This window comes from Hydrogenophaga sp. A37 (assembly GCF_002001205.1).
Lineage (GTDB): Bacteria > Pseudomonadota > Gammaproteobacteria > Burkholderiales > Burkholderiaceae_C > Hydrogenophaga.
Genome location: NZ_MUNZ01000067.1, coordinates 31,616 through 55,567, shown reverse-complemented (window position 1 = coordinate 55,567; position 23,952 = coordinate 31,616). Strand labels below are relative to the sequence as shown.

The following is a 23,952-nucleotide window of genomic DNA, read 5'->3' as shown; positions in this document are numbered from 1 at the left end:
ATGGCTTACCTGCAACTCAAAGGCATCGAAAAATTCTTCGGTGAACACCGTGCCATCAAGGGCATCGATCTGGACATCCAGCCGGGCGAGTTCGTCGTCTTCGTCGGGCCTTCGGGCTGTGGCAAGTCCACGTTGCTGCGGCTGATTGCCGGGCTGGAGCACATCGACGGGGGCACGCTCAGCCTGGAGGGCCGCGACATCACGCACCTGCCGTCGAGCAAGCGCGACCTCGCCATGGTGTTCCAGAGCTACGCGCTGTACCCGCACATGAGCGTGTTCGAAAACATGTGCTTCGCGCTCAAGCTCGCCAAGGTGGACCCGAAGATCATCGAAGACAAGGTGCAGAACGCCGCGCGCATCCTGAACCTCACGCCTTACCTGCAGCGCACGCCCAAGGAGCTGTCGGGCGGCCAGCGCCAGCGCGTCGCCATCGGCCGCGCCATCGTGCGCGCGCCCAAGGTGTTCCTGTTCGACGAACCGCTCTCCAATCTCGACGCGGCGCTGCGCGGCCAGACCCGCGTGGAGATCGCCAAGTTGCACCGAGACCTCGGCGCCACCACCATCTACGTGACGCACGACCAGGTGGAGGCCATGACCCTGGCCGACCGCGTGGTGGTGCTGCGCGACGGCCTGATCGAACAGGTGGGCACACCGCTGGAGTTGTACGACCAACCAGCCAACCAATTCGTGGCGCAGTTCATCGGCACGCCGCAGATGAACGTGTCACCGTTGCAGCAGATGCCCGCGCTGATCCAGCAGCAGGCACCCGCCGGCGCGGTGGGCGGCTCCATCGGCCTGCGCCCGGAAAACGTGGCGGTGCGCGCCGCCGAGCAGGGCGCCGTGCGCGGGCAGGTGGAACTGGTGGAGGCGCTGGGCGCCGAAACCCTGATTTACCTGAGCACCGGCGATGGCGCGCAACTCGTGGCGCGCCAGAGTGAACGCACCGCCCTGAGCGCGGGCGACCAGGTCACGCTCGACATCGACACGCGCCAGGCCCACTGGTTCGACAACAGCGGTCGCGTGGTCAGCCACGCCGCCTGAGCCCATGGCTTCCACACACCCTTTGAGCGGCCAGGTGGCCGCCGTCACGGGCGCGGCATCGGGCATCGGCTTCGCCAGCGCCCAGGCCCTGGCCGCGGCCGGCGCGCGGGTCGTTCTGATCGACCGCGACGCCCCTGCGTTGGCGAAAGCCTGTGAAGCGCTGGGCGATGCCGCCCTGCCGTTGGTGCTGGACCTGCTGGACCCCGCACAATGCGCGGCCATGCCCGAGCGTGTCCTCGACCTCGGCGGGCGGCTCGACGTGTTCCACGCCAACGCCGGGCTCTACGTGGGCGGCGACCTGGTGGACGCCAGCGACGACGCCATCGACCGCATGCTCCACCTGAACATCAACGTGGTCATGAAGAACGTGCGCGGCGTGCTGCCGCACATGATCGCGCGCGGCTCGGGCGACATCATCGTCACCAGCTCGCTGGCCGCCCATTTCCCCACGCCGTGGGAACCGGTCTACGCCTCCAGCAAGTGGGCCATCAACTGCTTCGTGCAGACCGTGCGCCGCCAGGTGTTCAAGCACGGCATCCGTGTGGGCGCCATCTCGCCCGGGCCGGTGATCACCTCGCTGCTGGCCGACTGGCCCGCCGAGAAGCTGGCCGAAGCCAAGGCCAGCGGCAGCCTGATCGAGGCCTCGGAAGTGGCCGAGGTCGTGCTGTTCATGCTGACCCGCCCCCGTGGCATGACGATCCGCGACGTGGTGATGATGCCCACGAATTTCGATCTCTGATCCCGTCTTTCATCACACACCATGAACACCATCCTGCACCTGGGCCTGGGCTCGTTCCACCGCGCGCACCAGGCCGTCTATGTGCACCAGTTGCGCGAACTCGGCGACACCCGCTGGGCCATTGCCGGCGGCAACCTGCGCCCCGACATGCAGGACACCATCGCCGCGCTGCAAGCGCAAGGCGGTGCCTACACGCTGGAAACCGTGACGCCACAAGGCGAGCGCCGCTACACGCGCATCACGTCCATCCAGCGCGTCCTTTCTTACCAGGACGACCTGGCCCCGCTGGTGGCCGTGGCCGCCGACCCGGCCACCCGCATCATCAGCTTCACCGTCACCGAAGCCGGTTACTACCTCGATGCCCAGAACCGCCTGGACTGGGCCAGCTTCCCCGACCTGCGCGCCGATCTGGCCGCGGTGCAAAGCGGCCGGGCCGGCCACACGATCTACGGCGGCCTCGTCACTCTGCTGCGCGCGCGCATGGGCGCCAACGCCGGCCCGGTGACGCTGATGAACTGCGACAACCTGCGCCACAACGGCGACCGCTCACGCGGCGGACTGCTGCAGTTCATCGAGGCGCTCGGCGACACCGCCCTGCTCACCTGGATGAACGTCTACACGAGCAGCCCCAACGCCATGGTGGACCGCATCACGCCCCGCCCCACGCCCGATGTCGCCGAACGCGTCAAAGCCGCCACCGGCCAGGACGACCCCGCCGCCCTCATGGGCGAGAGCTTCATCCAGTGGGTGATCGAAGACCACTTCATCAACGGCCGCCCCGAGTGGGAAAAAGTCGGCGTGGAGATGGTGCAGTCGGTGCAGGCCCATGAGGAGGCCAAGATCCGCCTGCTCAACGCCACCCACAGCTGCATCGCCTGGGCCGGCACGCTGGCGGGCTTCCAGTACATCCACGAAGGCACGCACGACGCCGCCATCCGGAAGATGGCCCACGACTACGTGACCGACGACGCGATCCCCGTCTTGCTGCCCTGCCCGATCGATCTTGAAAGCTACCGCGACGTGGTGCTCGACCGCTTCGGCAACCCCGCCATTGCCGACACCAACCAGCGCGTGGCCATGGACGGTTTCGCCAAGATCCCCGGCATGATCGCGCCCACCATCCGCGACAAGCTGGCGCGCGGCGGGACGATTGACAGCGTCGCCATGCTGCCCGCGCTGTTCCTCGCTTACCTGCAGCGCTGGCACGCCGGCCAGCTGCCCTACACCTACCAGGACCAGGCCATGGACCCTGCCGCGGCCCACGCCATCTGCGAGGCCGCCGATCCGGTGGCCGCCTTCGCGGCCGACACCACGCTCTGGGGCGAACTCGCCAGCGACCCGCGGCTGGTGAACGCCCTGCGCAACGCCCATGGCCGTGTGCAGGCCTTTGTGAAGGCCCATGGCGCTTGACGCTGGGCACCGTCGGTGCCAAGGTTGCGCAACCCGCCCGTCGCTCCACCCACCATGCACGCCAAGCTCAACACCGCCCCACGCCAGCTCAAACCCGAGCTGGAGCGCGACTTCAGCCGCTCGCCCGATCTGGGCTACGAGTCGCCGGCCGACGTGGGCTTCGTGCGCTGTCTGGAACACGGCTACCCCACCCCGCTGGCGCGCTGGCATTGCCACGACGAGTACGAGCTGCACCTGATCACCGCCACCAGCGGCAAGGTGTTCGTGGGCGACTGGATCGGCCCCTTCCAGCCCGGGCACCTGGTGCTCACCGGCCCGCGCCTGCCCCACAACTGGGTCACCATGGACCTGCCCGAAGGCGGCGTGGCGCAGCGCGATCTGGTGATCCAGTTTTCGCACGAGCCGCTGGTGCGCGCCAGCGACACGATTCCCGAACTGGCCGAGGTGTTGCCGCTGCTGGAGCGCGCCAAACACGGCATCGAGTTCTTCGGCCTGTCCGATGCCGCCGACGCCCACTGGCACAAGGTCAAGGGCGCCCGAGGCCTCAAGCGCTTCACCGCCTTCTGCGACTTCATGAGCGACCTCGCCGCCTGCACCGACTACCGGCTGCTCTCGGCCGTGCAGCTGCAGAGCACCGACGACGACGCCTCGCTCGACCAGATCGACGCCCTGGTCAGCCGCATCACCGAGCACCTGGCCGACGAACACTCGGCCGCGGCGCTCGCCGCCGAGCTGGGCATGAGCGAGAGCAAATTCAGCCGCTTCTTCCGCAAGGCCACCGGCAACACCTTCACCGATTTCGTCAACCGCGTGCGCATCAGCCGCGCCAGCCAGCTGCTGATGGACAGCGACCAGCAGGTGACGCACATCTGCTACGAGGTGGGCTTCAACAACGTCGCCAACTTCAACCGCCGCTTCCTTGAAATCAAGGGTATGACGCCCACCGAATTCCGCAGGCAGAGCCTCACCCGCTTCAAGGGATCAGCCTGAGCGGTCTGCCCCGCTCGACTACGGCGAACAGGTCTGGCCTTGGGCACGGTCCAGATACGGCATCAGGGTCGGCCCCAACGAGGTCAGGATCTGCACCGGCAGGCCGGAGGTGAAGCGGAACTTCGAGGCGTCCGGCCCCACCACATAGGCGGTGACGCTGCCGAAATAGCGCGGTCCCAGGTGGAACACAAAGGTGGCGGTGCGGTTGAGCGCCAGCGTGGCGCGCCCGCGCACCACCACGCGGTTGTCGCCGGTGCCTGTCTTGCCGCCCGGTGACAGGTCTTCACCGCCCTGGGTCTTGAAACTGCCGGACAGGCGGCGCGCGGTGCCGCGCTCCACCACCTCGGACAAGGCCTTGCGCAGCGCCCGCGCGACCTCCGGACCCATGACACGCTCCCCCTGAACCGCTGTGGGGCCCAGCGCTGTGGACCAGGGCGTGCCGTCGGCGAGGTGCACGCCGTTGATGAGCCGGCTGGGCAGGCGCACGCCGTCGTTGATGATGATGCCCATGAGTTCGGCCAGCGCCGCAGGGCGGTCGCCCGAGCTCCCCAGCGCCGTCGCCAGCGAGGGCACGAGGTGGCCGAAGGGGTAGCCCAGCCGGACCCAGCGGCTGTGGATGTCGAGAAAAGCCTCGACCTCCAGCAGGGTGTGGATGCGGTCGTCCTGCGCGCTCTTGACGCGGGTGCGGAACAGCCAGCCGTAGACGGCCTGCCGCTCGCTCTGGCTGGCGCCAATGGCCTCGGCCAGGGTCGCTTTCGGGTGCTGCAGGCGGTAGGCGACCAGCCAGAGTTCGAGCGGGTGCACCCCGGCCACATACCCCCGGTCGGGCAGGTCGAGCGCGCCGGGTGCGAAGCGGCTGTGCAACCGCTCCACACGCGGCGCGTCGGGCGCCTTCTCGCCCAGGCGCTCGCGCAGGAAAGCCCCCAGCGCGTCGGCGCCGGCATCAGGTTCGAGGTAGCGGAACACCGCGGCCAGCCGTTCGGGTGTGGGACGCAGCCCGTCGAGCAGCAGCTCACGCAGTTCCGCGGGCTGGCGCAGGTCGGTCTTGCGCCAGAACCGGCGCAGGAAGGTTTGGCCCTCGCGGTCGGCAAAGCGGGCCAGGTAGGCGCCACGGCGGGGGTCCTTGTCGTCTTCGAGCAGGCGCGCGGAGCTGCCGGGCACCTGGTACATGGTGTGGCGAACGACTTCGCGCATCACGCGCACGAACGGCAGGTTGATCGAAGCCTGCATGGCCTCGCGCACGGTCGGCGTCCGCTGGTTGTCGTCGGCGTTGAAGTTGCTGAAGGTGTGCAGCCCTCCGCCGGTGAAGAAGCGCTCGCCCGGGGCGGCGGAGAAGCGGCGTTCCAGGGCCGCGTCGAGCATGGCCTCCAGGCTGCGGTCCGGGCTGCTGCTCAGGTGCTGCACGGCCCAGTGGGTGAGCGTGTCCTGCCGGTCGAAGGTGATGGTCCGCAGGGTCTTGGGGTCCTGCGGCGCCAGACGCGCGTGCAGCTCGGCGACCAGTTCCAGGTAGGTGGCCAGCACGCGCAGCTTGGCGGTGGAGCCGAGCTCGAGCTTGCTGCCTTCGTTGATGTCCAGCGGCTGGGCGGTGGTGTCGGTCTGCACGCGCACCAGGTTGCCATCGGGCGTGCGTTCCAGCAGGGTGAAGCTGTAGCGCACCGCGCCCAGCGAGGCGGGTTGCAGCAGGCGCTCGCCCATGAGGCCCTGCGTGCGCGCGAACGCGGGGTCGCCGAGGCGCCCGAGGTAGCGGCTGACGGCGTCCTGAAGGCCGCCATGCAGGGTGGTGTCGACACGGGCATCGAGCCGGTCGAGGCTGTAAAGCGAGGTGCCGAGCCACCCGGCCAGGCGGCCACGCGCGGCCGCGGTGCCTTTGCCCAGGTTGGCAGGCTGCTTTGGCGGCTGGTGGACCATGTCGCGAAACACCAGCCGCTGTCGCAGCGCCGCGTCGCGCAAAGCCGCATCAATGAAGCCCTCGGCGGCGAGCAGGCGCAGGTAGGCGTCGGTCGTCTGGTTGAGGTCTTCACGGCCCTGCGCGAGGTACCAGGATGGGCGCCGGTGGGCCACCATCAGGGCGACAACCTGGCGCAGCACCTGGGCCCGTTCGGTGGAGTCGGCGGTCAGGTCTGCACCGGGCGTCAGCAGCGCGCGGGCGCGTTCGAACTCGGTCCCGAACCACACCCACAGGCCGTCCCCCAGCCCGTGCACCTCGCCATGGCGTGGCGCGGCCGCGAGCGGCACGGTGTTCAGGTAGTCCAGCAAGATCTGGCGGCGCACCGGCAGCGTGTCGGCGCCCTGGCGGTAGGCCCGCACCGAGGCCGAGACCATCTGGCGCAGCTTCTCGCGGGCGCTGTGCGTGATGCCGTCGGGGGAGTGACGGTATTTTTCGATCTGTGTGGCCAGGGTGCTGCCGCCGGGCGTGTCGAGATCCGGGTCGATGCGGCTGCCGAGCTGGCCCAGCACGGCCCGGGTGAAGCGCACCCAGTCGACCGCGGGGTTCATCTGCGGCCGGTCGGCGTCGAGCAGCTCGCGGTTCTCGATGAACAGCAAGGCCAGCGTGACCAGCGGCGGCACCTGCTCGAAGCGTTCGAAGGCCCGGTGGGGGTAGCGGAAGGTGTAGACCGGCACCCGGCGGCAGTCGAGCACGTCCAACCCGGCCTGGCTTTTTTCGGCGTAGGGGGCGTACAGCCCGCGCTCCAGGTGGGCCAGCAGCTCGGGGCTCTGGCGCACCTGCTCGGTGATGGCAAAACCGCGAGGTTCCAGACGGTCCACGAAACCCGGAATGCCGGTGTAGCCGAGGCGCTGGTCGAACGGGCCGTGCGCCGGAAAGCGCACACGGTCACTGGGCCCCGTCTGGGTCAGAAACTTCAGCTCTGCGGCGTAACCGGTCAGGGCCCGAGCCTGCAGCCGGGAGGTGTGTGCCTCGCGCACCATCAGCCAGACGACTGCCACGAAAAGCAGGGCCAGCACCACCAGACCGCCCGCCACCCAGCGCTGGCGCAGGGGCCATCCACGCCCCGGCTCGGGGATGGGGGGACTGGAGACCGGTTGATTGCTTTCCGTGGAGGATTCTTCTGACATGGAGGGATCCCTGTGCTGCATTGCAGCATGTGTGCCATTAGAAGCGAAACCGGCTGACCCCAAACCCTGTTGGCACATTCGGTTACGCCCCATTCACATGCAGCGCACCTGTCAACCGGATAATTCGCGTCCATGTCCTTGCGTCTATCGCGCCGCCTGCTCGTCAGCCTGGTGTTTGTTGCCCCCGCCCCGCTGCTGCTGATCGCACCAGCGGTTCATGCGTCCACGTTCGAACTGCCGCCCATCGACAGGATCGTCCACTACCAGCCCAAGCTGCCGCTGCAGGTGTTCACGGCCGACCACGTGGAGATTGCGCAGTTCGGTGCCGAGCGGCGCGAGTATGTGCCGCTCACACGCACTCCCAAACTGCTGCAGGACGCGGTGCTGGCGATTGAGGACACCCGTTTTCGCGAGCACTCGGGCGTGGACCCCAAGGGCATGGCCCGCGCCGCGCTGGCACTGATCACCGGCGGAAGCAAGCAGGGCGCCAGCACCATCACGCAGCAGTTGGTGCGCACCATGCTGCTCACGCGCGAACTGTCGGTGGAGCGCAAGGCCAAGGAAATCCTGCTGGCCTTCAAGGTGGAAGATGCACTCTCGAAAGACCGCATCCTTGAGATCTACCTCAACGAAATCTTTCTGGGCCAGCGTGCCTACGGGTTCGCCGCCGCAGCGCAGACCTATTTCGGTAAACCGATGGACAAGCTCTCGATTGCCGAGACAGCCATGCTTGCCGGCCTGCCGAAAAACCCCTACTACGCCAACCCGGTGGCCAACTTCGAGCGGGCCACCCAGCGCCAGCGCGTGGTGCTGCAGCGCATGCACGTGGTCGGCGTGATCAACGACGCCCAACTGGCCGCCGCCCGGGCCGAAAAGATCACCCTGCGCACGCCGGGGCGGGCCAGCGTGGACGCGGCCCACGTGGCCGAGATGGCGCGCCAGGCCGTGGTGGACCGCTTTGGCACCGAGGCCTACTCCAGCGGCATCAAGGTCTACACCTCGCTGCGCGCGGCCGAACAGCGCGCCGCCCACGCGGCGGTGCAACGCGGCGTGCTCGCACAAGACCGCCGCAACCCATGGCGCGGGCCGGAGGCACAGGAAGACCTGCCCAACGGCGACGGGCCGGAGGCCGAACGTGCCGCCGCTGAAATACTGAAAGACCACCGCGACGACGACACCTTGCGTTCGGCCGTGGTGCTCTCGGCCAGCGCCAAGGCCGTCGATGCCCAGTTGGCCACCGGCGAGCGCGTGCGCATCACGGGCGAAGGTCTGCGCTGGGCGCAGGCGGGGCTGGGCCCCAAAGCCAAGGCAGCGCTCAAGGTGCAGCGTGGCGCCGTGCTGCGACTCGTGAAGAACGACAAGACCTGGGCCATCTCGCAGTGGCCCGAAGCCGAGGCCGCGCTGGTGGCACTCGATGCGCGCAGCGGGCGCGTGCGCGCGCTGGTGGGTGGTTTTGACTTCACCCGCCAACCCTTCAACCACGTCACCCAGAGCTGGCGCCAGCCCGGCTCGGCCTTCAAACCACTGCTCTACTCAGCAGCGCTGGAAGAGCGCGTGATGCCCGCCACGCTGGTGGATGAGTCGCCCTTCACAGCGCCCAACGGCTGGAGCCCTGGCAACGCGAACGGCCAGAGCGGCGGCCCCATCACCGTGAGAGAGGCGCTGGCGCGGTCGAGCAACCTGGTGAGCGTGCGCGTCTTGCAACACACAGGCACCCAGCGCACCCGCGAGTGGGCCGCACGCTTCGGACTCGACGCTGCCAAACAACCCGACAACCTCACCATGGCGCTGGGCACGGGGCAGGTCACGCCCATGCAGATGGCCCGCGCCTATGCCACGCTGGCCAACGGCGGCTGGGGCGTGGAGCCGCTGCTGGTGGAACGCATCACGGACGCCCAGGGCAAGGTGCTGTTCGAGGCACCGCCGCCGCCCCAGTTGACCGAAGACAACCGCGCCATCCCCGCACGCAACGCTTACGTGATGGGCAGCCTGCTGAACGACGTGACGCGCGTGGGCACCGCCGCGCGCGCGCAGGCGCGGCTCAAGCGCGCCGACATCTACGGCAAGACCGGCACCACCAACGACGTGGTCGACGCCTGGTTCACCGGCTACCACCCCAGCGTGGCGGCCGTGGTCTGGCTCGGTCACGACAAGCCGCGCAGCTTGGGCGACCACGAATCGGGCGGCCGCCTGGCGCTGCCGATCTGGTCCGACTACATGGCCACCGCGCTCAAAGGTGTGCCGATCACCCCGCAGGGCGAACCGCCGCCAGGCCTGGTGCGTGTGAACGACGACTGGCTTTACAGCGAGTGGGCCAACGGCGGCGCCGTGACCGCGATCACCGACAACGGCGCCACCGAATACGCCGGCCCGCCCACGCTGATCGACGCCATCCGCGATTTTTTCAAGCCATGAAACGGAACACCCCCGCAGCGCTTCGCGCTACCCCCTGAAGGGGGCGGCACTGGCCGTCCGGCAAAGCCGGCCCGACGGTGCCCTGGGCTGAGCTGCTTCATGCGTCGCGGTTCGCGCTCCGGTGCCATGGAAGACCGGCACTGACGGGCTCTTTCAGCGATCCATAAAAAAAACCGGCCATCAAGGCCGGCTTTTTTTCGCGTCGAAAGCTCAGCCGGCGCAGATGCGGGCCTTGGCCTCGGCGTATTCGCGCTTGAAGCGCGCCACCATGTCGGCCGCCGGCATCACCTCGCGGATCGCGCCGATGCCCTGGCCGCAACCCCAGATGTCTTTCCAGGCCTTGGCCGCGTTGGCGCCTTCGCCGGTGGAAAAGTTCATCTTGCTCGGGTCGCTCTCGGGCAGGTGGTCCGGGTCCATGCCGGCGTTCTTGATGCTGCCCTTCAAGTAATTGCCGTGGATACCGGTGTAGAAGTTGCTGTAGACGATGTCGTCCGAGTTGCTCTCGGTGATCATCTGCTTGTAGCCGTCCACCGCGCGTGCCTCTTCGGTCGCGATGAAGGCCGAGCCGATGTAGGCGAAGTCGGCGCCCATGGCCTGCGCGGCCAGGATGGCGCCGCCGGAGGCGATGGAGCCCGAGAGCGCCACCGGGCCGTCGAACCACTCGCGAATTTCCTGCACCATCGCAAACGGGCTCTTCACGCTGGCGTGGCCGCCGGCACCGGCCGCCACGGGAATCAGGCCGTCGGCGCCCTTCTCAATCGCCTTGTGGGCGAACACGTTGTTGATCACGTCGTGCAGCACCACGCCGCCCCAGCTGTGCACGGCCTGGTTCACGTCTTCGCGCGCGCCCAGGCTGGTGATGATGATCGGCACCTTGTACTTGGCGCACAAGCCCATGTCGTGCTCCAGCCGGTCGTTGCTCTTGTGCACGATCTGGTTGATGGCGAAGGGCGCGGCCTTGTTGTCCGGATTCGCAGCGTCGTGCGCGGCCAGCGCCTCGGTGATCTCGGCCAGCCAGTCTTCCAGCTGCGCGGCCGGGCGCGCGTTGAGCGCGGGCATGGCGCCCACCACGCCGGCCTTGCACTGGGCAATGACGAGCTGGGGGTTGCTGATGATGAACAGCGGCGAGCCGATCACCGGGAATTGGATGTTCTTCAGCACCGGGGGCAGGTAGCGTTCGCGGGTCATGTTGTCTCCGTTGAGGGATTCAGAAAGCTGACCGGATTCTGGGTCAGCCGTTCGGCGTTCCCTGTCGCCGCAGCAACAGGGCGCAGGGTGTTCAGAACGCGTCGACCGCCATGGCCGTGACCGCGTCGGCACCTTCGCAGATGCTGTCGCGCACACCCGCGGCACGGCTCAGGATGTGGTCCGCATAGAAGCGCGCGGTGGTGATCTTGGCCTGCATGAAGGCCGCGTCGGTGCCCGCGGCCAGTTGGTCTTCGGCCACCAGCAGCGCACGCGCCAGTTGCCAGCCCGCCACCACATTGCCCGCGAGCATGAGGTAGGGCACGCTGCCGGCGAAGGCCGCGTTGGGATTGCTGCGGGTGTTGGCGGCAATGAACTCGACCACCTCCACAAAAGCCTGGCGCGCGGCCGTGAGGCGCTTGGCCACGGCCAGCGCGTTCGCGCTGCCGCGTGCAAGCAGCTCGGCTTCGGTCTTTTCAATTTGCGCCGCGATGGCCTTGGCGTTGGTGCCACCGTCGCGCGAGGTCTTGCGGCCCACGAGGTCGTTGGCCTGGATCGCGGTCGTGCCTTCGTAGATGGTCAGGATCTTGGCGTCGCGGTAGTACTGCGCGGCGCCGGTTTCTTCGATGAAGCCCATGCCGCCATGCACCTGCACGCCCAGCGAGGTCACTTCCAGGCTCATCTCGGTGCTGTAGCCCTTGACCAGCGGCACCAGGTATTCGTAGAAGGCCGCGTTGTCCTTGCGGGTGTCGGCATCCAGGTGGTGGTGCGCCGCGTCGTAAGCGGCGGCGGCCACGGCGGCCATGGCGCGGCAGCCCTCGGTGCTGGCGCGCATGGTCATGAGCATGCGCTTCACATCGGGGTGGTGGATGATGGGCGCTGCAGCGCTCAGCGAGCCATCGACCGGGCGGCTCTGCACGCGGTCTTTCGCGAAGCCCACGGCCTTCTGGTAGGCGCGCTCGGCGATCGCGATGCCCTGCACGCCCACGGCGTAGCGCGCGGCGTTCATCATGATGAACATGTATTCGAGGCCACGGTTTTCCTGGCCCACCAGATAGCCGTTGGCGCCGCCGTGGTCGCCGTACTGCAGCACAGCAGTGGGCGAGGCCTTGATGCCCATCTTGTGTTCGATGCTCACGCAGTGCACGTCGTTGCGCGCACCGAGCGAGCCGTCCTGGTTCACCATGAATTTCGGCACCACGAAGAGGCTGATGCCCTTCACGCCTTCGGGCGCGCCGGTCACGCGGGCCAGCACCAGGTGGACGATGTTGTCGGCCATGTCGTGCTCACCATAGGTGATGAAGATCTTGGTGCCGAACACCTTGTAGCTGCCATCGGGCTGGGGCTCGGCTCGGCTGCGCACGGCGGCCAGATCGCTGCCGGCCTGCGGCTCGGTCAGGTTCATGGTGCCGGTCCATTCGCCGCTCACCAGTTTTTCCAGGTAGACGGCTTTCAGCTCGTCGCTGCCTGCGGTGATCAGCGCCTCGATGGCGCCGTCGGTCAGCAGCGGGCAGAGCGCAAAGCTCATGTTGGCGCTGTTCAGGATTTCGCCGCAGGCCGCACCGATGGTCTTGGGCAGACCCTGACCGCCGAAGTCCACCGGGTGCTGCAGGCCCTGCCAGCCGCCTTCGGCGTACTGTTTGAAGGCCTCTTTGAAACCGGGCGTGGTGGTGACCGTACCGTCCTTGAAGAACGACGGGTTCTTGTCCCCTTCCCAGTTCAGCGGCGCGATCACACCTTCGTTGAGCTTGGCACACTCCTCCAGCACGGCCTGCGCGGTGTCGAGGCCAGCGTCTTCAAAACCGGGCAGCGCGGACACCTGGTCGATGCGCGCCAGGTGCTCCATGTTGAACAGCATGTCTTTGAGGGGTGCGATGTAGCTCATGTTTTGTCTCCAGGGGACTCACGGGATTCAGATACAACAAGGGCATCGCGAACGATGCCCTTGTCGAGGGTGCGGTGCTTACAGCGCCTTTGTCAGTTCCGGCACGGCGGTGAACAGATCGGCCTCCAGCCCGTAGTCGGCCACCGAGAAGATCGGGGCCTCGGGGTCCTTGTTGATCGCCACGATCACCTTGCTGTCTTTCATGCCGGCCAGGTGCTGGATGGCCCCCGAGATGCCGCAGGCCACGTACAGCTGTGGCGCCACGATCTTGCCGGTCTGGCCCACCTGCCAGTCGTTCGGTGCGTAGCCCGCGTCCACCGCGGCGCGGCTCGCGCCGAGTGCCGCGCCCAGCTTGTCGGCCAGCGGGGTCATGACTTCGTTGAACTTCTCGGCGCTGCCCAGCGCCCGGCCACCGCTGACGATGATCTTGGCGGCGGTGAGTTCGGGGCGGTCGCTCTTGGCGATCTCGCTGCCGAGGAACGTGCTCTTGCCGCTGTCGGCCTGCACGGCCTGGGTTTCCACGGCGGCACTGCCGCCGGTGGCGGCGGCCGGATCAAAGCCCGTGGTGCGCACGGTGATCACCTTGGTGGCGTCCATGCTCTGCACGGTGGCAATCGCGTTGCCGGCGTAGATGGGGCGCTCGAAGGTGTCGGCGGCGATCACCTTGGTGATGTCGCTGATCTGGCCCACGTCGAGCTGGGCGGCCACGCGCGGGGCGATGTTCTTGCCGCTGGCCGTGGCCGGGAACAGGATGTGGCTGTAGTTCGATGCGATGGCCAGCACCTGCGCGGCCATGTTCTCGGCCAGGCCGTGCGCCAGATACTCGGCGTCGGCGTGGATGACTTTGGACACGCCAGCGATCTGGGCAGCTGCGGCGGCGGCCGGTCCGGCGTTGTGGCCGGCGATGAGCACGTGCACCTCACCACCGCACTGGGCGGCGGCGGTGACGGTGTTGAGCGTGGCGCCCTTGACGGTGGCGTTGTCGTGTTCGGCAATGACGAGTGCGGTCATGTTCTGTGTTCCTGTGTTCTGGTGGGCTTGGGGCTCAGATGACTTTCGCCTCGTTCTTCAACTTGTCCACCAGGGCAGCCACATCGGCCACCTTGATGCCCGCACCGCGCTTGGGCGGCTCGCTGACCTTGAGCGTCTTCAGGCGCGGGCTCACGTCCACACCGAGGTCTTCGGGCTTGACGATGTCCATCTGCTTCTTCTTGGCCTTCATGATGTTGGGCAGCGTCACGTAACGCGGCTCGTTCAGGCGCAGGTCGGTGGTGACGATGGCCGGCAGGCTGAGGCTCAGGGTTTCCAGGCCGCCGTCGACTTCGCGGGTCACGTTCACTTTGCCGTCCACCACCTCGACCTTGTTGGCGAAGGTGCCTTGCGGCAGACCCGCCAGCGCGGCGAGCATCTGACCGGTCTGGTTGCAGTCGTCGTCGATCGCCTGTTTGCCCAGGATCACCAGGCCGGGCTGTTCCTTGTCCATCAGGGCCTTGAGCAACTTGGCCACGGCCAGGGGTTGCAGCTCTTCGGTGGTCTCGACCAGGATGGCGCGGTCGGCGCCGATGGCCATGGCGGTGCGCAGGGTTTCCTGGCACTGCGTGACGCCGCAGGACACGGCGATCACTTCGGTGACGACACCCTTTTCTTTCAAGCGCACGGCTTCTTCGACCGCGATCTCGTCAAACGGGTTCATGCTCATCTTGACGTTGGCCAGGTCCATGCCGGACTGGTCGGCCTTGACGCGCACCTTGACGTTGTAGTCCACCACGCGTTTGACGGGGACGATGACCTTCATATTCAGTTGCTCCTGATGATGGGGGGGACGAATGAAAAACGGGTGCACCAATTGACGTGCACGTCAATTTGGATTGTATGCCGGGCCTCCGCCGGACAACGATTCCTTCGGGTCCATCGAAGACCTTGAAAAATCGAACGACCGTGCTTTTTCTAATTATAGATGCAAGCCTTGGGATCATCCGATATCCCTCTCCCGCCGTCTGCCGTCGGAACGACAAAGCAAGGGATTTCCCTATTTCCAAACCGGTCGGTCGGCTAATTCGGGTAAGTCTGTAGGGTGGAACCACAGGTATTCACCTATAGTGAAACCAAGCGTTGTGCTTATATTTTGTAACCATATTCATCCCTCCCGGAGACTCTGCATGACATTCCGCCTCGCCGCTTCGGCAGCCCTTACGGCCACCCTGCTCATGGGTTCACCAGCATCGGCCCAGACCGTGTTCTCCGCCTCCAGCTGGGTGCCCCCGACCCACACGCTGAGCATGGCTCAAAAGGAGTGGTGCGATGCGCTGGAGAAGGAAAGCGCGGGCCGCATGAAATGCAACATCCTGCCCAAGGCCGTTTCGGCGCCACCAGGAACCTTTGACGCGGTGCGCGACGGTCTGGCCGACATTTCATTCACAGTGGACGGCTACACGCCCGGCCGCTTCGTGAACACCAAGGTGGCCGAATTTCCCTTCCTGGGCGACGATTCGCGAGCCACTTCGATCGCGTACCAACGCGTCTACACCAAACACTTTGCACCGCTGGGCGAACACCGTGGGGTGAAGGTGCTGGGCGTCTTCACGCACGGCCCGGGCGTGATCTTCAACACCAAAAAACCGGTGCTGTCCTCGGCCGACGCGGCCTCGCTCAAGTGGCGCATCGGTGGCGGCAACATCAACGACCTGACCAAGCTCATGGGTTGGAACACCACGCTCAAACCCGCCTCGGAGTCGTTTGAAATGTTGTCCACCGGCGTGATGGATGGCACCCTCTTTCCCGACGAGTCCATCGCTTCGTTCAAGCTCAGCATGATCAAGCACGCCACCACCTTCCCTGGTGGCCTGTACAACACCAGCTTCGTTTTCATGATGAACCCGGCCAAATACGACGCCCTCTCGGCCCAGGACAAGGCGGTGGTGGACAAGCTCTCCGGCGAGTACGTGGCCAGCCGCTTCGGCGCCGGCTGGGACAAGGTGGACGATGCCTCCCGCGACGGCGCGCAGAAGGCCCAGGGCGTGCAGCGCGTGACCGCGCCGGAGGCCTTCATCAACGAAGTGAAAGCCAAACAGTCACAGCTGGAAGACCAGTGGGCCGCCGCAGCCGAGGCCAAGGGCCTGAAGAACCCCAAGGGTGTGCTGGCCGAGTTCCGCGCCGAGATCGCCAAAGCGAAGTAAGCCCGGCGGCCCAACGCGCCATCTGATCGCCGGCGAGGCAGTGGTTCATACTGCCTCGCCGGTTTCGTTTTTCTGTACCTACTTTCCATGCTCAAGAACCTAGAAAAGCTGTTGCGCTGGTCCACCGGATTCATGGCGGCGGTGGCGCTGTTCACCATCATGTGGCTCACGCTCATCGACGTGACGGGCCGGAAGTTCTTTGACCATTCGCTGCCCGGCGGCCTCGAACTCACCGAAATCCTCATGGTGATCGTGATCTTCGGTGCACTGCCACTGGTTTCATTGGGTGGTGAGCACGTGGTGTTCGATTCGCTTGATCACCTGATTCCCCGCTGGCTCAAGCGCATCCAGAACCGCGCCATCGAAGCGGTCAATGCGCTCACTTTTGGTGGCCTGGCCTGGCTCATGTCGCAGCGCGCGGAGCGCTTTGCCGAGTACGGCGACACCACGGTCTACCTCCAGTTCTCCATCGCGCCCGTGGCCTGGCTCATGGCAGCGCTGCTCGTCTTGACCGCACTGGTGCACCTGGTGTTCGTTTTCGTACCGCCACCCGAGCAGGACGACAGCATGGCAGGAGCCGCGACATGACCGAAGCCGCTTTGGGCTTTGCTGCCGTTTTCCTGCTCGCACTGTTGAGGGTGCCACTGGCCGTGTCGATGTCATTGGTGGGCGTTGCAGGTTTGGGTTTGCTGCGCGGTTGGCCAGCGGCGTTTGCCAGCACCAGCCAAGTCATCTTCGAGACCGGCTTTCAGTACGTGCTCTCGGTCATTCCGCTCTTCGTGCTGATGGGCAACTTTGTGGCTCGCGCCGGCATGGCCAAGGAACTGTTCTCGGCGGCCAACGCCTTTGTGGGCAACAAGCGCGGCGGCCTGGCCATGGCCAGCGTGATCGCCTCGGGCGGCTTCGGTGCCATCTGCGGATCGTCCATCGCCACCGCGGCCACCATGACCCGGGTGGCGTTCCCGGAAATGCGGGCGCATGGCTACAAGGACTCGTTGGCGGCCGGTGCCATCGGCGCCGGCGGCACCCTGGGCATCATGATTCCACCGTCCACCATCATGGTAATTTACGGGATCATCACCGAGACGGACATCGGCAAACTGTTCGTGGCCGGCATTCTGCCCGGCATCGTGGCCATCATCTGCCTTTGCATGGCCGTGGTGTTCATCACCTGGCGCGACCCGGCGGCCGGGCCACCGGCCGAGCGCGCCAGCTGGGTGCAGCGCTGGGCAGCCATCCGCGGCGTTTGGGGCGTTGTGGTGCTGTTTGCCCTTGTGATCGGCGGCATCTATGGCGGCGTGTTCACCGCCACCGAGGGTGCAGGTGTGGGTGCGGCAGGCGCCTTCATGTTTGCGCTGGCGCGAGGCGCGCTCACCCCCCGGGTGCTCATCGACATCCTGGTGGAAAGCGCGCGCACCACGGCCATGCTGTTCACGATCCTGATCGCTGCCATGATCTTCAGCAGCTTCGTGAACTTCACGTCGATGCCCGGCGACTTGCGCGACTTCATCCTGCAGTTCAGCCCCAACCCCATCATGGTGGTGATCATGATGATGGGGATCTACATCGTGCTCGGCCTGGCCATGGAAGAGCTGTCGATGGTGCTGCTGACCATCCCGGTCTTTTTCCCGGTGATCACGGCGTTGGGTTTTGACCCGGTGTGGTTCGGCATCCTGATCGTGACCATCGTGGAGATCGGCATGATCTCGCCCCCCGTGGGCATGAACCTGTTCGTGATCAACAGCCTGTTGCCCGATGTGAAGCTCTCCACCATCTTCCGTGGTGTGTGGCCGTTTGTGACGGCCGATGTGGTTCGACTGGGCATCCTGATCGCCTTTCCAGCCATCTCTCTGTGGCTGCCAGGACTGATGAAGTGATCGGTTGATCAGGTACGGGTTTCTGGCGCCGGGCCGCGCTTCAGGTGCACGATGCGCTGCGGGTACGGGATTTCGATTCCGTTTTGCCGCAGCGATCTGAGGATCGCCATGTTGATGTCTGAGCGCAGGTTGAGCTGACCGTTCTCCGGATCGGCGATCCAGTAACCCAGCGTGAACTCCAGACCGTCAGCGCCGAAGGCCGACAGGGCCGCGTTCGGTGCCGGTTCGCGCATCACGCGAGGCTGAGCGAGTGCGGCGTCGGTGAGCAGGCTGCGCACCAGATCCACGTCGCTGTCATAGGCCACTAAGACCACGGTGGACTGCCAGACCCTGGCGTCGGCCAGCGACAGGTTTTCCACCCGGTTGGTGATCAGGATTTCGTTGGGCACGATGGACTCGCGCCCCGTGGTGGAGCGGATCAGGGTGTAGCGCGCCTTGATGTCGCTGATGCGGCCCTCGAAGTTGTCCACCTTCACGTTGTCGCCAATGCGCATGCTGCGCTCAGCGAGGATCACGAAACCACTCACGTAATTGGCCGCCAGTTTCTGCAGGCCAAAGCCGATGCCCACACCGATCGCGCCACCGAGCACCGACAGCGCCGTCAGGTCGATGCCCACTGAGGTCAGTGCAATGATCAACCCCAGGAACATCAGCATGGCGCGCAGCGCGTTGCTCACCGCCTTGCGCAGCGACAGGTCGCCGCCCACCGCCGAACGCAGCAAGCGGCTCTCGATGGCCGCGGACACCCACAGACTGAGGATGAGCACAGCACCGGCCGTCAACGCGCCTTCGATCAAGGTGCGCAGGCTGAGCTGCGAGCCACCGATCTTCCAGTTGATCTGGTCCAGCTCATTGAGCACCACCGGCAGAAGGCCACTGACCCACAGCACCATGGCGCCCCACGCAAACCAGGAGATCGTGCGCTCCAGGGGTTTGATCCAAGTGGCCGCAGGATAGGCCACCTGCAACACCTTCACCCCCACACGGATCACCACCAGCGACACCAGCACCGGGATGGCCACCCTGAACACCGCGAGTGGCAACAGCTGCTGAGTCAGCAGGCTGCGCGCGCTGAATGCCAGCGTGAGCAGCAACAGCGGAAACATCACGCCATCGACCAGGCGGTGACCAAACAGCACCGAGCTCTTTTCGTCCTTCATGCCCAGGGCCCGGCGCAGCACGGCAGCGAGCCCCCAGGCCAGCAGCACGCAAGCGGCCAGCGCGGCCAGCTCGGTACCCACCGTGGGTTCGGTGAAGCCGGCCAGCCAGCCCTGGAGGTCGTCGATGGGGGGCGGGGTGTTTGTGAGCGAAACAGAGGATGTCATGGCAATGCGTGCGACGACGCGCCGCGGGCAATCAACAGGGGGTTACCAATTCGGTGTGCGCTTGTCCATGAAGGCTTGCACACCTTCTTGCGCCACATCGTGCACCATGTTGCAGGCCATGGTCTGGCCTGCCAGCTGATAGGCCGACTCGATGCCGGTTTCCAGCTGTCGGTAGAACAGGGTCTTGCCCATGGCAATGGCTTCGCGCGGCTTGGAGAGAATGCGGTCCACGAGCGCAGCGACTTCGGCGTCCAGCGCATCAGCGGCGACCACCCGGTTCACCAGCCCACGTGCCTTGGCCTCCTCCGCCGTGATGAAGTCGCCGGTGAGCAGCATTTCCATCGCCTGCTTGGGCCACATGTTGCGCGACAGCGCCACACTGGGCGTGGCACAAAACAAGCCCACGTCAATGCCATTGACGCCGAACGTCGCCTCCTGCGCGGCCACCGCCAGATCGCACTGCGCCACCAGCTGGCACCCGGCCGCCGTCGCGAGGCCGTGCACGCGCGCGATCACCGGCACCTCCATCTTGCGCACGCCCATCATCAATTTCGAGCAGGTCGCGAACAGCGCCTGGTAATAGGCGAGCTCGGGCCGCGCCTTCATCTCCTTGAGGTCGTGCCCGGCGCAGAAGGCGCGCCCATTCGCACCCACCACCAACACCCGGGCAACCGGATCGACGGCGACCTCGTCCAGCGCACGCTGAAAGGCCGTCATCATGGCCTCGGACAACACGTTGAAGCTGCGCGGCGCGTTCAGTGTGAGGGTGTGCACGCCGCGTTGATCGCGGGTGTGAATCAGGATGTCGCTGGAACCGTCTGTGTTCATGGAGGCATGGTCTTTTCTGCCGAAACGCGGCGTGGAATCGTCAGGCGGGCGCGGGGTACGAACTGCTCACGAGCAGGTCTTCGGCCACATCGCGCCAGGAAAATCCGGGCTCGGGTTCCGCCACCTTCTCCACCACGATCTCCGCGTGGCAATAAAGGTTGTTGACCGGCTGGTCCAGCAGGTAGCCCTGGCTGCCACGGGCGAACCGGCCAATGATCGGCGTGGACAACCCGCTGTCGAGCACCTTGAACCCGAGGCGCGGATGGAACAGCTGCTCCAGTCCCCGGCTGTTGAACTGGAAGAAATGCCAGGGCGTCTCGTGCTCGGAAAACGAAAAATGCGTCTCGATGTAGGCCTTGCCACCGACGCGCAACACCTTGGCGATCTCCTCGGCCACCAGCCAGGGACAGGTCAGGTGCTCGAACACCGCGCACGACAAGACAAAGTCGAACTGCCGGCCCGACAGATAAGAGGCCAGCTTGTGGGCATCCCCCACCACATCGACGTTGGGACCGTCCATGAAATCGAAGCCGGTGTAGTTCACATCGGGAAGGTAGTCCTTCCACAGCGCGCGGCTGACGACCAGGCGCGAACCGATCTCCAGCACCTCCAGCCCCGGGCGGTTGATGTGCTCCTTGATCCAGGGCCACACCACGCTGTGTCCGCAGAACTCAGGCGCCCGCTCGGCCGCTTCCGTCAGAAAGGCATCGTCCAGATCGGAGCTCTGGCCACAGAGCTGCAACGAGCGCGCGCGCTCTTCGGCTGCCTTCAAGGCATCGCGCAACCGTGCCATCTCCGTCTGCCCCGTCAGCTCGCGCGCATGGCTTTGTTCCAGGCGAATGCGCAGGTCGTGCAGTTCGGCGGCGAGGCCCCTCAAGCCCGGCAGGCGTTTCAATACTTGCTTCAGCATCACAGATTCATACCCCTGCCAGCACCCGCAGGTGCGCCTCCACACTGCGCGCCAGCGCGCTCAAGTCATAGCCGCCTTCCAGGCAACTCACGATGCGCCCTTGGGCATGGCGTTGCGCCACTTCCTTGATGCGCTCGGTGATCCAGGCGTAGTCGTTTTCCACCAGCCCCATCTGGCCCATGTCGTCTTCGCGGTGGGCGTCGAAACCGGCGCTGATGAAGATCATCTGCGGCTTGTGCGCTTCCAGCCTGGGTAGCCACATCATGTCGACCAGCTCGCGAACCTCCATGCCCTTGGTGTAGGCCGGCACCGGCAGGTTCACGAGGTTGGCCGCCGTCGAGTGCTCCCACGGCGGGTAGAACGGGTGCTGGTAGAAGCTGCACATGAGGATGCGTTCGTCGCCAGCCACGATGTCTTCCGTGCCATTGCCGTGGTGCACATCGAAGTCGATGATCGCGACCCGCTTCAGTCCGTGGCGCTCCAGCGCGTATTTGGCGGCGACGGCCACGTTGTTGACAAAACAGAACCCCATGGCCTGATGGCGAGTGGCGTGATGACCGGGCGGTCGCACGGCGCAGAAAGCGTTGACCATCTCACCCGCCATCACGGCGTCGGTGGCGTCGATGGCGGCGCCGGCCGCCATCAGAATCGCGTCCCAGGAGTGGATGTTGATGGACGTGTCGGGATCGATCTGCGCGTGCGTGGGGCCGCCGGCGGCAATTTCGTCACGAAGTCCGTCGCTCAGACCCCGAAGCGCCGCGAGATGCATGCGACCATGTGCCAGCTCCAGATCGGTCAGCGAAGCGGCTGTGGCCTCGCGCCGTTCCAACGCGGTGTCGAGCCCGGTGATCAACAACCGGTCCTCGATGGCGTCGAGCCGGGCGGGGCATTCAGGGTGCCCATCGCCCATCTCGTGCCTCCAGCAATCCTTGTGGGTGAAGTAACCTGTTGCCTGACTCATCAGATTTTTACGTTAAGGTTCACGGCATGCACGCCGACTCGAAAATCCAACAGCTTTTGACCCAGCTTAACACGGTCATTGTGGGCAAAAGGCCCCAGGTTTCCGACTGCGTGGCCTGCCTTTTGGCCGGTGGTCACCTGCTCATCGAAGACGTGCCCGGCGTCGGCAAGACCACGCTCGCGCACGCCCTTTCACGCTCCTTCGGCCTGCAGTTTTCACGCGTTCAATTCACCGCCGACCTGATGCCCAGCGACCTGGTCGGTGTGTCGATCTACGAGCGTGGTCGCGAGGCCTTCGTGTTCCACCCCGGCCCGGTGTTTGCACAGGTGCTGCTGGCCGACGAGATCAACCGCGCCAGCCCCAAAACGCAAAGTGCCCTGCTCGAGGCGATGGAAGAAAAGCAGGTCACGGTCGAGGGCGAAACGCGCGCCCTGCCCGACCCGTTTTTCGTGATCGCCACCCAGAACCCGCACGACCAGCTCGGCACCTATGCCCTGCCCGAATCGCAGCTCGACCGGTTCCACATGCGCCTCTCGATCGGCTACCCAGACCGGGCCGCCGAACGCGAGCTGCTGCGCGGCGCCGACCGGCGCGACATGATCGAACACATGGCGCCCGTGCTCACCCCCGCCGATCTGGCCCGGCTGCAGGCCACGGTGCAGGCGGTGCACACCGCCGACCCGGTGCTGGAATATCTGCAGGACCTCGTGGCCGCGACCCGCTCGGGCCGCTGGTTCGCACAAGGCTTGTCACCGCGCGCCGCGCTGGCGGTGGTGCGCTCGGCCAAGGCACAGGCCTTCCTGTCGGGCCGCGACTACGTGGCGCCAGACGACATCGCCGCCATCCTGCCGCAGACCGTGGGACACCGCATGGTCCCGGTGAGCGACGCCGGGCGGGGCTCGGTTGAACAGGTCCGCGCCATGCTGGAAGCGACGCCGCTTCCATGACGTGGATCACCCCCGCCGCGCTGCGCGCGACCCCCTCCAGGGGGCGATGCGAAGTGGCCCGGCCAAGCCGGTTCCACCGCATCCTGGGTCGGGGCATCTCGCGCCGGAGACGGGACGCGCGGCTGCCGACTTCCCTGCAATGAACACCGCCATCCTGCAACCTGCCGGTAGCCCGTGGCGCCATCCATTGCGCGCGACGCGCAGCCGCCTGCAGCGCTGGTTTCACGAGCGCATGCCGCGCTCGGACACGCTGGTCCTGACCCAGCGCAACGTCTATATCCTACCCACACGGGCGGGCCTGATGATGGCGTTCACGCTGCTCCTGCTGCTGGTCGCCAGCATCAACTACCAGCTCAACCTCGGCTACCTGCTGACCTTTCTGCTGGCAGGAAGCGCGGTGGTGGGCATGCACCTCTGCCATGGCAACCTGCGCGGGCTGACGATGCACCTGACACAGCCCCTGCCGGTGCACGCCGGCCAGGCCGCCGCACTCGACATCCGCCTCACCAGCGAGCGCAAGGGTGCGCGCCATGGCATCGGGCTCGGGGTCACCTATCCCGATCATCCCGGCGACGCCCATCTCACCTGGACCGACGTGCCGGCACAAGGCAGCACGCAACTGCAAGTGGCCTGGGCTGCGCCACGCCGCGGCCTGCACACCCTGCCGGCGCTCACCGCGGTCACGCTCTTTCCGCTCGGTGCCTTTCGGGTCTGGACGGTCTGGCGCCCGGCCGCCCAGGTGCTGGTGTACCCGGCCCCGGAGGTGCACCCGCCACCATTGCCCGCTGGTGAGCCACAGCCCGGGCACGCCAGCAGCGCTCGCCAGCAGTCCACCGGCGAGTTCGATGGCGTGCGTGCCTACCGCCGCGGCGATCCGCAAAAGACCGTGGTCTGGAAGAAAGCCGCACAGGCCTTTGCGGCCGGCCGGGACGATCTCGTCAGCCGCGACACCTTGTCCAGCCAACGCCAGCAGCTCTGGCTGGACCACGCCCACTGCGGCGCCACCGATCTGGAGGCCCGTCTGTCCCGCCTCACCGCCTGGGTTCTGATGGCCGACCGTCTGGGGCTCGACTACGGTTTGCGCGTCCCAGGGCGCGATGTGGCGCCCGACCAGGGGCCGACGCAACGATCACGCTGTCTTGAGGCACTTGCGCTGTGTTGAACTCACCCGGAAATGACAGGGAAAGG

General features: G+C 66.2%; 19 protein-coding genes. 10 read left to right on the top strand and 9 right to left on the bottom strand.

What is annotated here, in order from left to right; all coding sequences use genetic code 11:
* From B0E41_RS04595 to B0E41_RS04580, 4 genes are read left to right on the top strand one after another with little or no spacing between them, the layout of a single operon-like run.
* Entirely contained in the window at positions 1-1,041 is a 1,041-nt protein-coding gene (locus B0E41_RS04595) for an ABC transporter ATP-binding protein (protein WP_077329323.1), read from the top strand.
* 4 nt (positions 1,042-1,045) lie between these two features.
* Positions 1,046-1,780 carry an SDR family oxidoreductase gene (locus B0E41_RS04590; RefSeq protein ID WP_077329320.1) on the top strand — a complete coding sequence of 245 codons (735 nt, stop codon included), beginning with the start codon at positions 1,046-1,048 and terminating at the stop codon, positions 1,778-1,780.
* Between the two features lie 21 nt (positions 1,781-1,801).
* Positions 1,802-3,190, top strand: a complete 1,389-nt coding sequence (gene dalD, locus B0E41_RS04585) for a D-arabinitol 4-dehydrogenase (RefSeq protein WP_077329318.1) — start codon at positions 1,802-1,804, stop codon at positions 3,188-3,190.
* Positions 3,191-3,244: 54 nt separating this feature from the next.
* Positions 3,245-4,180 carry an AraC family transcriptional regulator gene (locus B0E41_RS04580; protein WP_077329316.1) on the top strand — a complete coding sequence of 312 codons (936 nt, stop codon included), beginning with the start codon at positions 3,245-3,247 and terminating at the stop codon, positions 4,178-4,180.
* An 18-nt stretch (positions 4,181-4,198) separates the two neighbouring features.
* Here the strand turns inward: B0E41_RS04580 and B0E41_RS04575 are convergent, their stop codons facing one another.
* On the bottom strand, positions 4,199-7,255 hold the full coding sequence (locus B0E41_RS04575) for a transglycosylase domain-containing protein (protein WP_077329314.1): 3,057 nt from the start codon (positions 7,253-7,255) through the stop codon (positions 4,199-4,201).
* A gap of 132 nt (positions 7,256-7,387) precedes the next feature.
* Here B0E41_RS04575 and B0E41_RS04570 point away from each other — a divergent pair, with 132 nt between their 5' ends.
* Positions 7,388-9,670: a PBP1A family penicillin-binding protein gene (locus B0E41_RS04570; protein ID WP_077329312.1), complete on the top strand. Its 2,283-nt coding sequence runs from the start codon at positions 7,388-7,390 to the stop codon at positions 9,668-9,670.
* Positions 9,671-9,880: 210 nt separating this feature from the next.
* Here B0E41_RS04570 and B0E41_RS04565 read toward each other — a convergent pair whose 3' ends face one another.
* The 4 genes from B0E41_RS04565 to B0E41_RS04550 form a co-directional block, all read right to left on the bottom strand.
* Entirely contained in the window at positions 9,881-10,858 is a 978-nt protein-coding gene (locus tag B0E41_RS04565) for a nitronate monooxygenase family protein (RefSeq protein ID WP_077329310.1), read from the bottom strand.
* A 91-nt stretch (positions 10,859-10,949) separates the two neighbouring features.
* Positions 10,950-12,740: an acyl-CoA dehydrogenase gene (locus B0E41_RS04560; RefSeq protein WP_077329308.1), complete on the bottom strand. Its 1,791-nt coding sequence runs from the start codon at positions 12,738-12,740 to the stop codon at positions 10,950-10,952.
* A gap of 78 nt (positions 12,741-12,818) precedes the next feature.
* Entirely contained in the window at positions 12,819-13,751 is a 933-nt protein-coding gene (locus B0E41_RS04555) for an electron transfer flavoprotein subunit alpha/FixB family protein (RefSeq protein ID WP_077329306.1), read from the bottom strand.
* Between the two features lie 34 nt (positions 13,752-13,785).
* The gene (locus B0E41_RS04550; protein ID WP_077329304.1) at positions 13,786-14,535 is read right to left on the bottom strand and encodes an electron transfer flavoprotein subunit beta/FixA family protein; all 750 of its coding nucleotides are present in this window, start codon (positions 14,533-14,535) and stop codon (positions 13,786-13,788) included.
* A gap of 364 nt (positions 14,536-14,899) precedes the next feature.
* Between B0E41_RS04550 and B0E41_RS04545 the strand changes: the two genes are divergently transcribed.
* From B0E41_RS04545 to B0E41_RS04535, 3 genes are all read left to right on the top strand, one after another.
* The gene (locus B0E41_RS04545; protein ID WP_077329302.1) at positions 14,900-15,916 is read left to right on the top strand and encodes a TRAP transporter substrate-binding protein; all 1,017 of its coding nucleotides are present in this window, start codon (positions 14,900-14,902) and stop codon (positions 15,914-15,916) included.
* Between the two features lie 87 nt (positions 15,917-16,003).
* Positions 16,004-16,504, top strand: coding sequence for a TRAP transporter small permease (locus B0E41_RS04540; protein ID WP_077329300.1), 501 nt, complete (start codon positions 16,004-16,006; stop codon positions 16,502-16,504).
* On the top strand, positions 16,501-17,793 hold the full coding sequence (locus tag B0E41_RS04535) for a TRAP transporter large permease (protein WP_077329298.1): 1,293 nt from the start codon (positions 16,501-16,503) through the stop codon (positions 17,791-17,793). Before B0E41_RS04540 ends, B0E41_RS04535 begins: the two co-directional genes overlap by 4 nt.
* 8 nt (positions 17,794-17,801) lie before the next feature.
* On the opposite strand, the gene B0E41_RS04530 is transcribed toward B0E41_RS04535, so the two are convergent.
* The 4 genes from B0E41_RS04530 to B0E41_RS04515 are packed head-to-tail and all read right to left on the bottom strand — an operon-like array spanning position 17,802 to position 21,817.
* Positions 17,802-19,118, bottom strand: a complete 1,317-nt coding sequence (locus tag B0E41_RS04530; RefSeq protein ID WP_077329296.1) for a mechanosensitive ion channel domain-containing protein — start codon at positions 19,116-19,118, stop codon at positions 17,802-17,804.
* 42 nt (positions 19,119-19,160) lie between these two features.
* The gene (locus B0E41_RS04525; RefSeq protein WP_077329294.1) at positions 19,161-19,946 is read right to left on the bottom strand and encodes an enoyl-CoA hydratase; all 786 of its coding nucleotides are present in this window, start codon (positions 19,944-19,946) and stop codon (positions 19,161-19,163) included.
* A 40-nt stretch (positions 19,947-19,986) separates the two neighbouring features.
* Entirely contained in the window at positions 19,987-20,856 is an 870-nt protein-coding gene (locus B0E41_RS04520; protein ID WP_077329292.1) for a class I SAM-dependent methyltransferase, read from the bottom strand.
* 7 nt (positions 20,857-20,863) lie between these two features.
* Entirely contained in the window at positions 20,864-21,817 is a 954-nt protein-coding gene (locus B0E41_RS04515) for a histone deacetylase family protein (protein WP_077329290.1), read from the bottom strand.
* 26 nt (positions 21,818-21,843) lie between these two features.
* Here B0E41_RS04515 and B0E41_RS04510 point away from each other — a divergent pair, with 26 nt between their 5' ends.
* Together B0E41_RS04510 and B0E41_RS04505 are read left to right on the top strand one after the other, a co-directional pair.
* On the top strand, positions 21,844-22,764 hold the full coding sequence (locus B0E41_RS04510; RefSeq protein WP_077329288.1) for a MoxR family ATPase: 921 nt from the start codon (positions 21,844-21,846) through the stop codon (positions 22,762-22,764).
* A gap of 139 nt (positions 22,765-22,903) precedes the next feature.
* Positions 22,904-23,926, top strand: coding sequence for a DUF58 domain-containing protein (locus B0E41_RS04505; RefSeq protein ID WP_077329286.1), 1,023 nt, complete (start codon positions 22,904-22,906; stop codon positions 23,924-23,926).
* Positions 23,927-23,952: the final 26 nt, after the last annotated feature.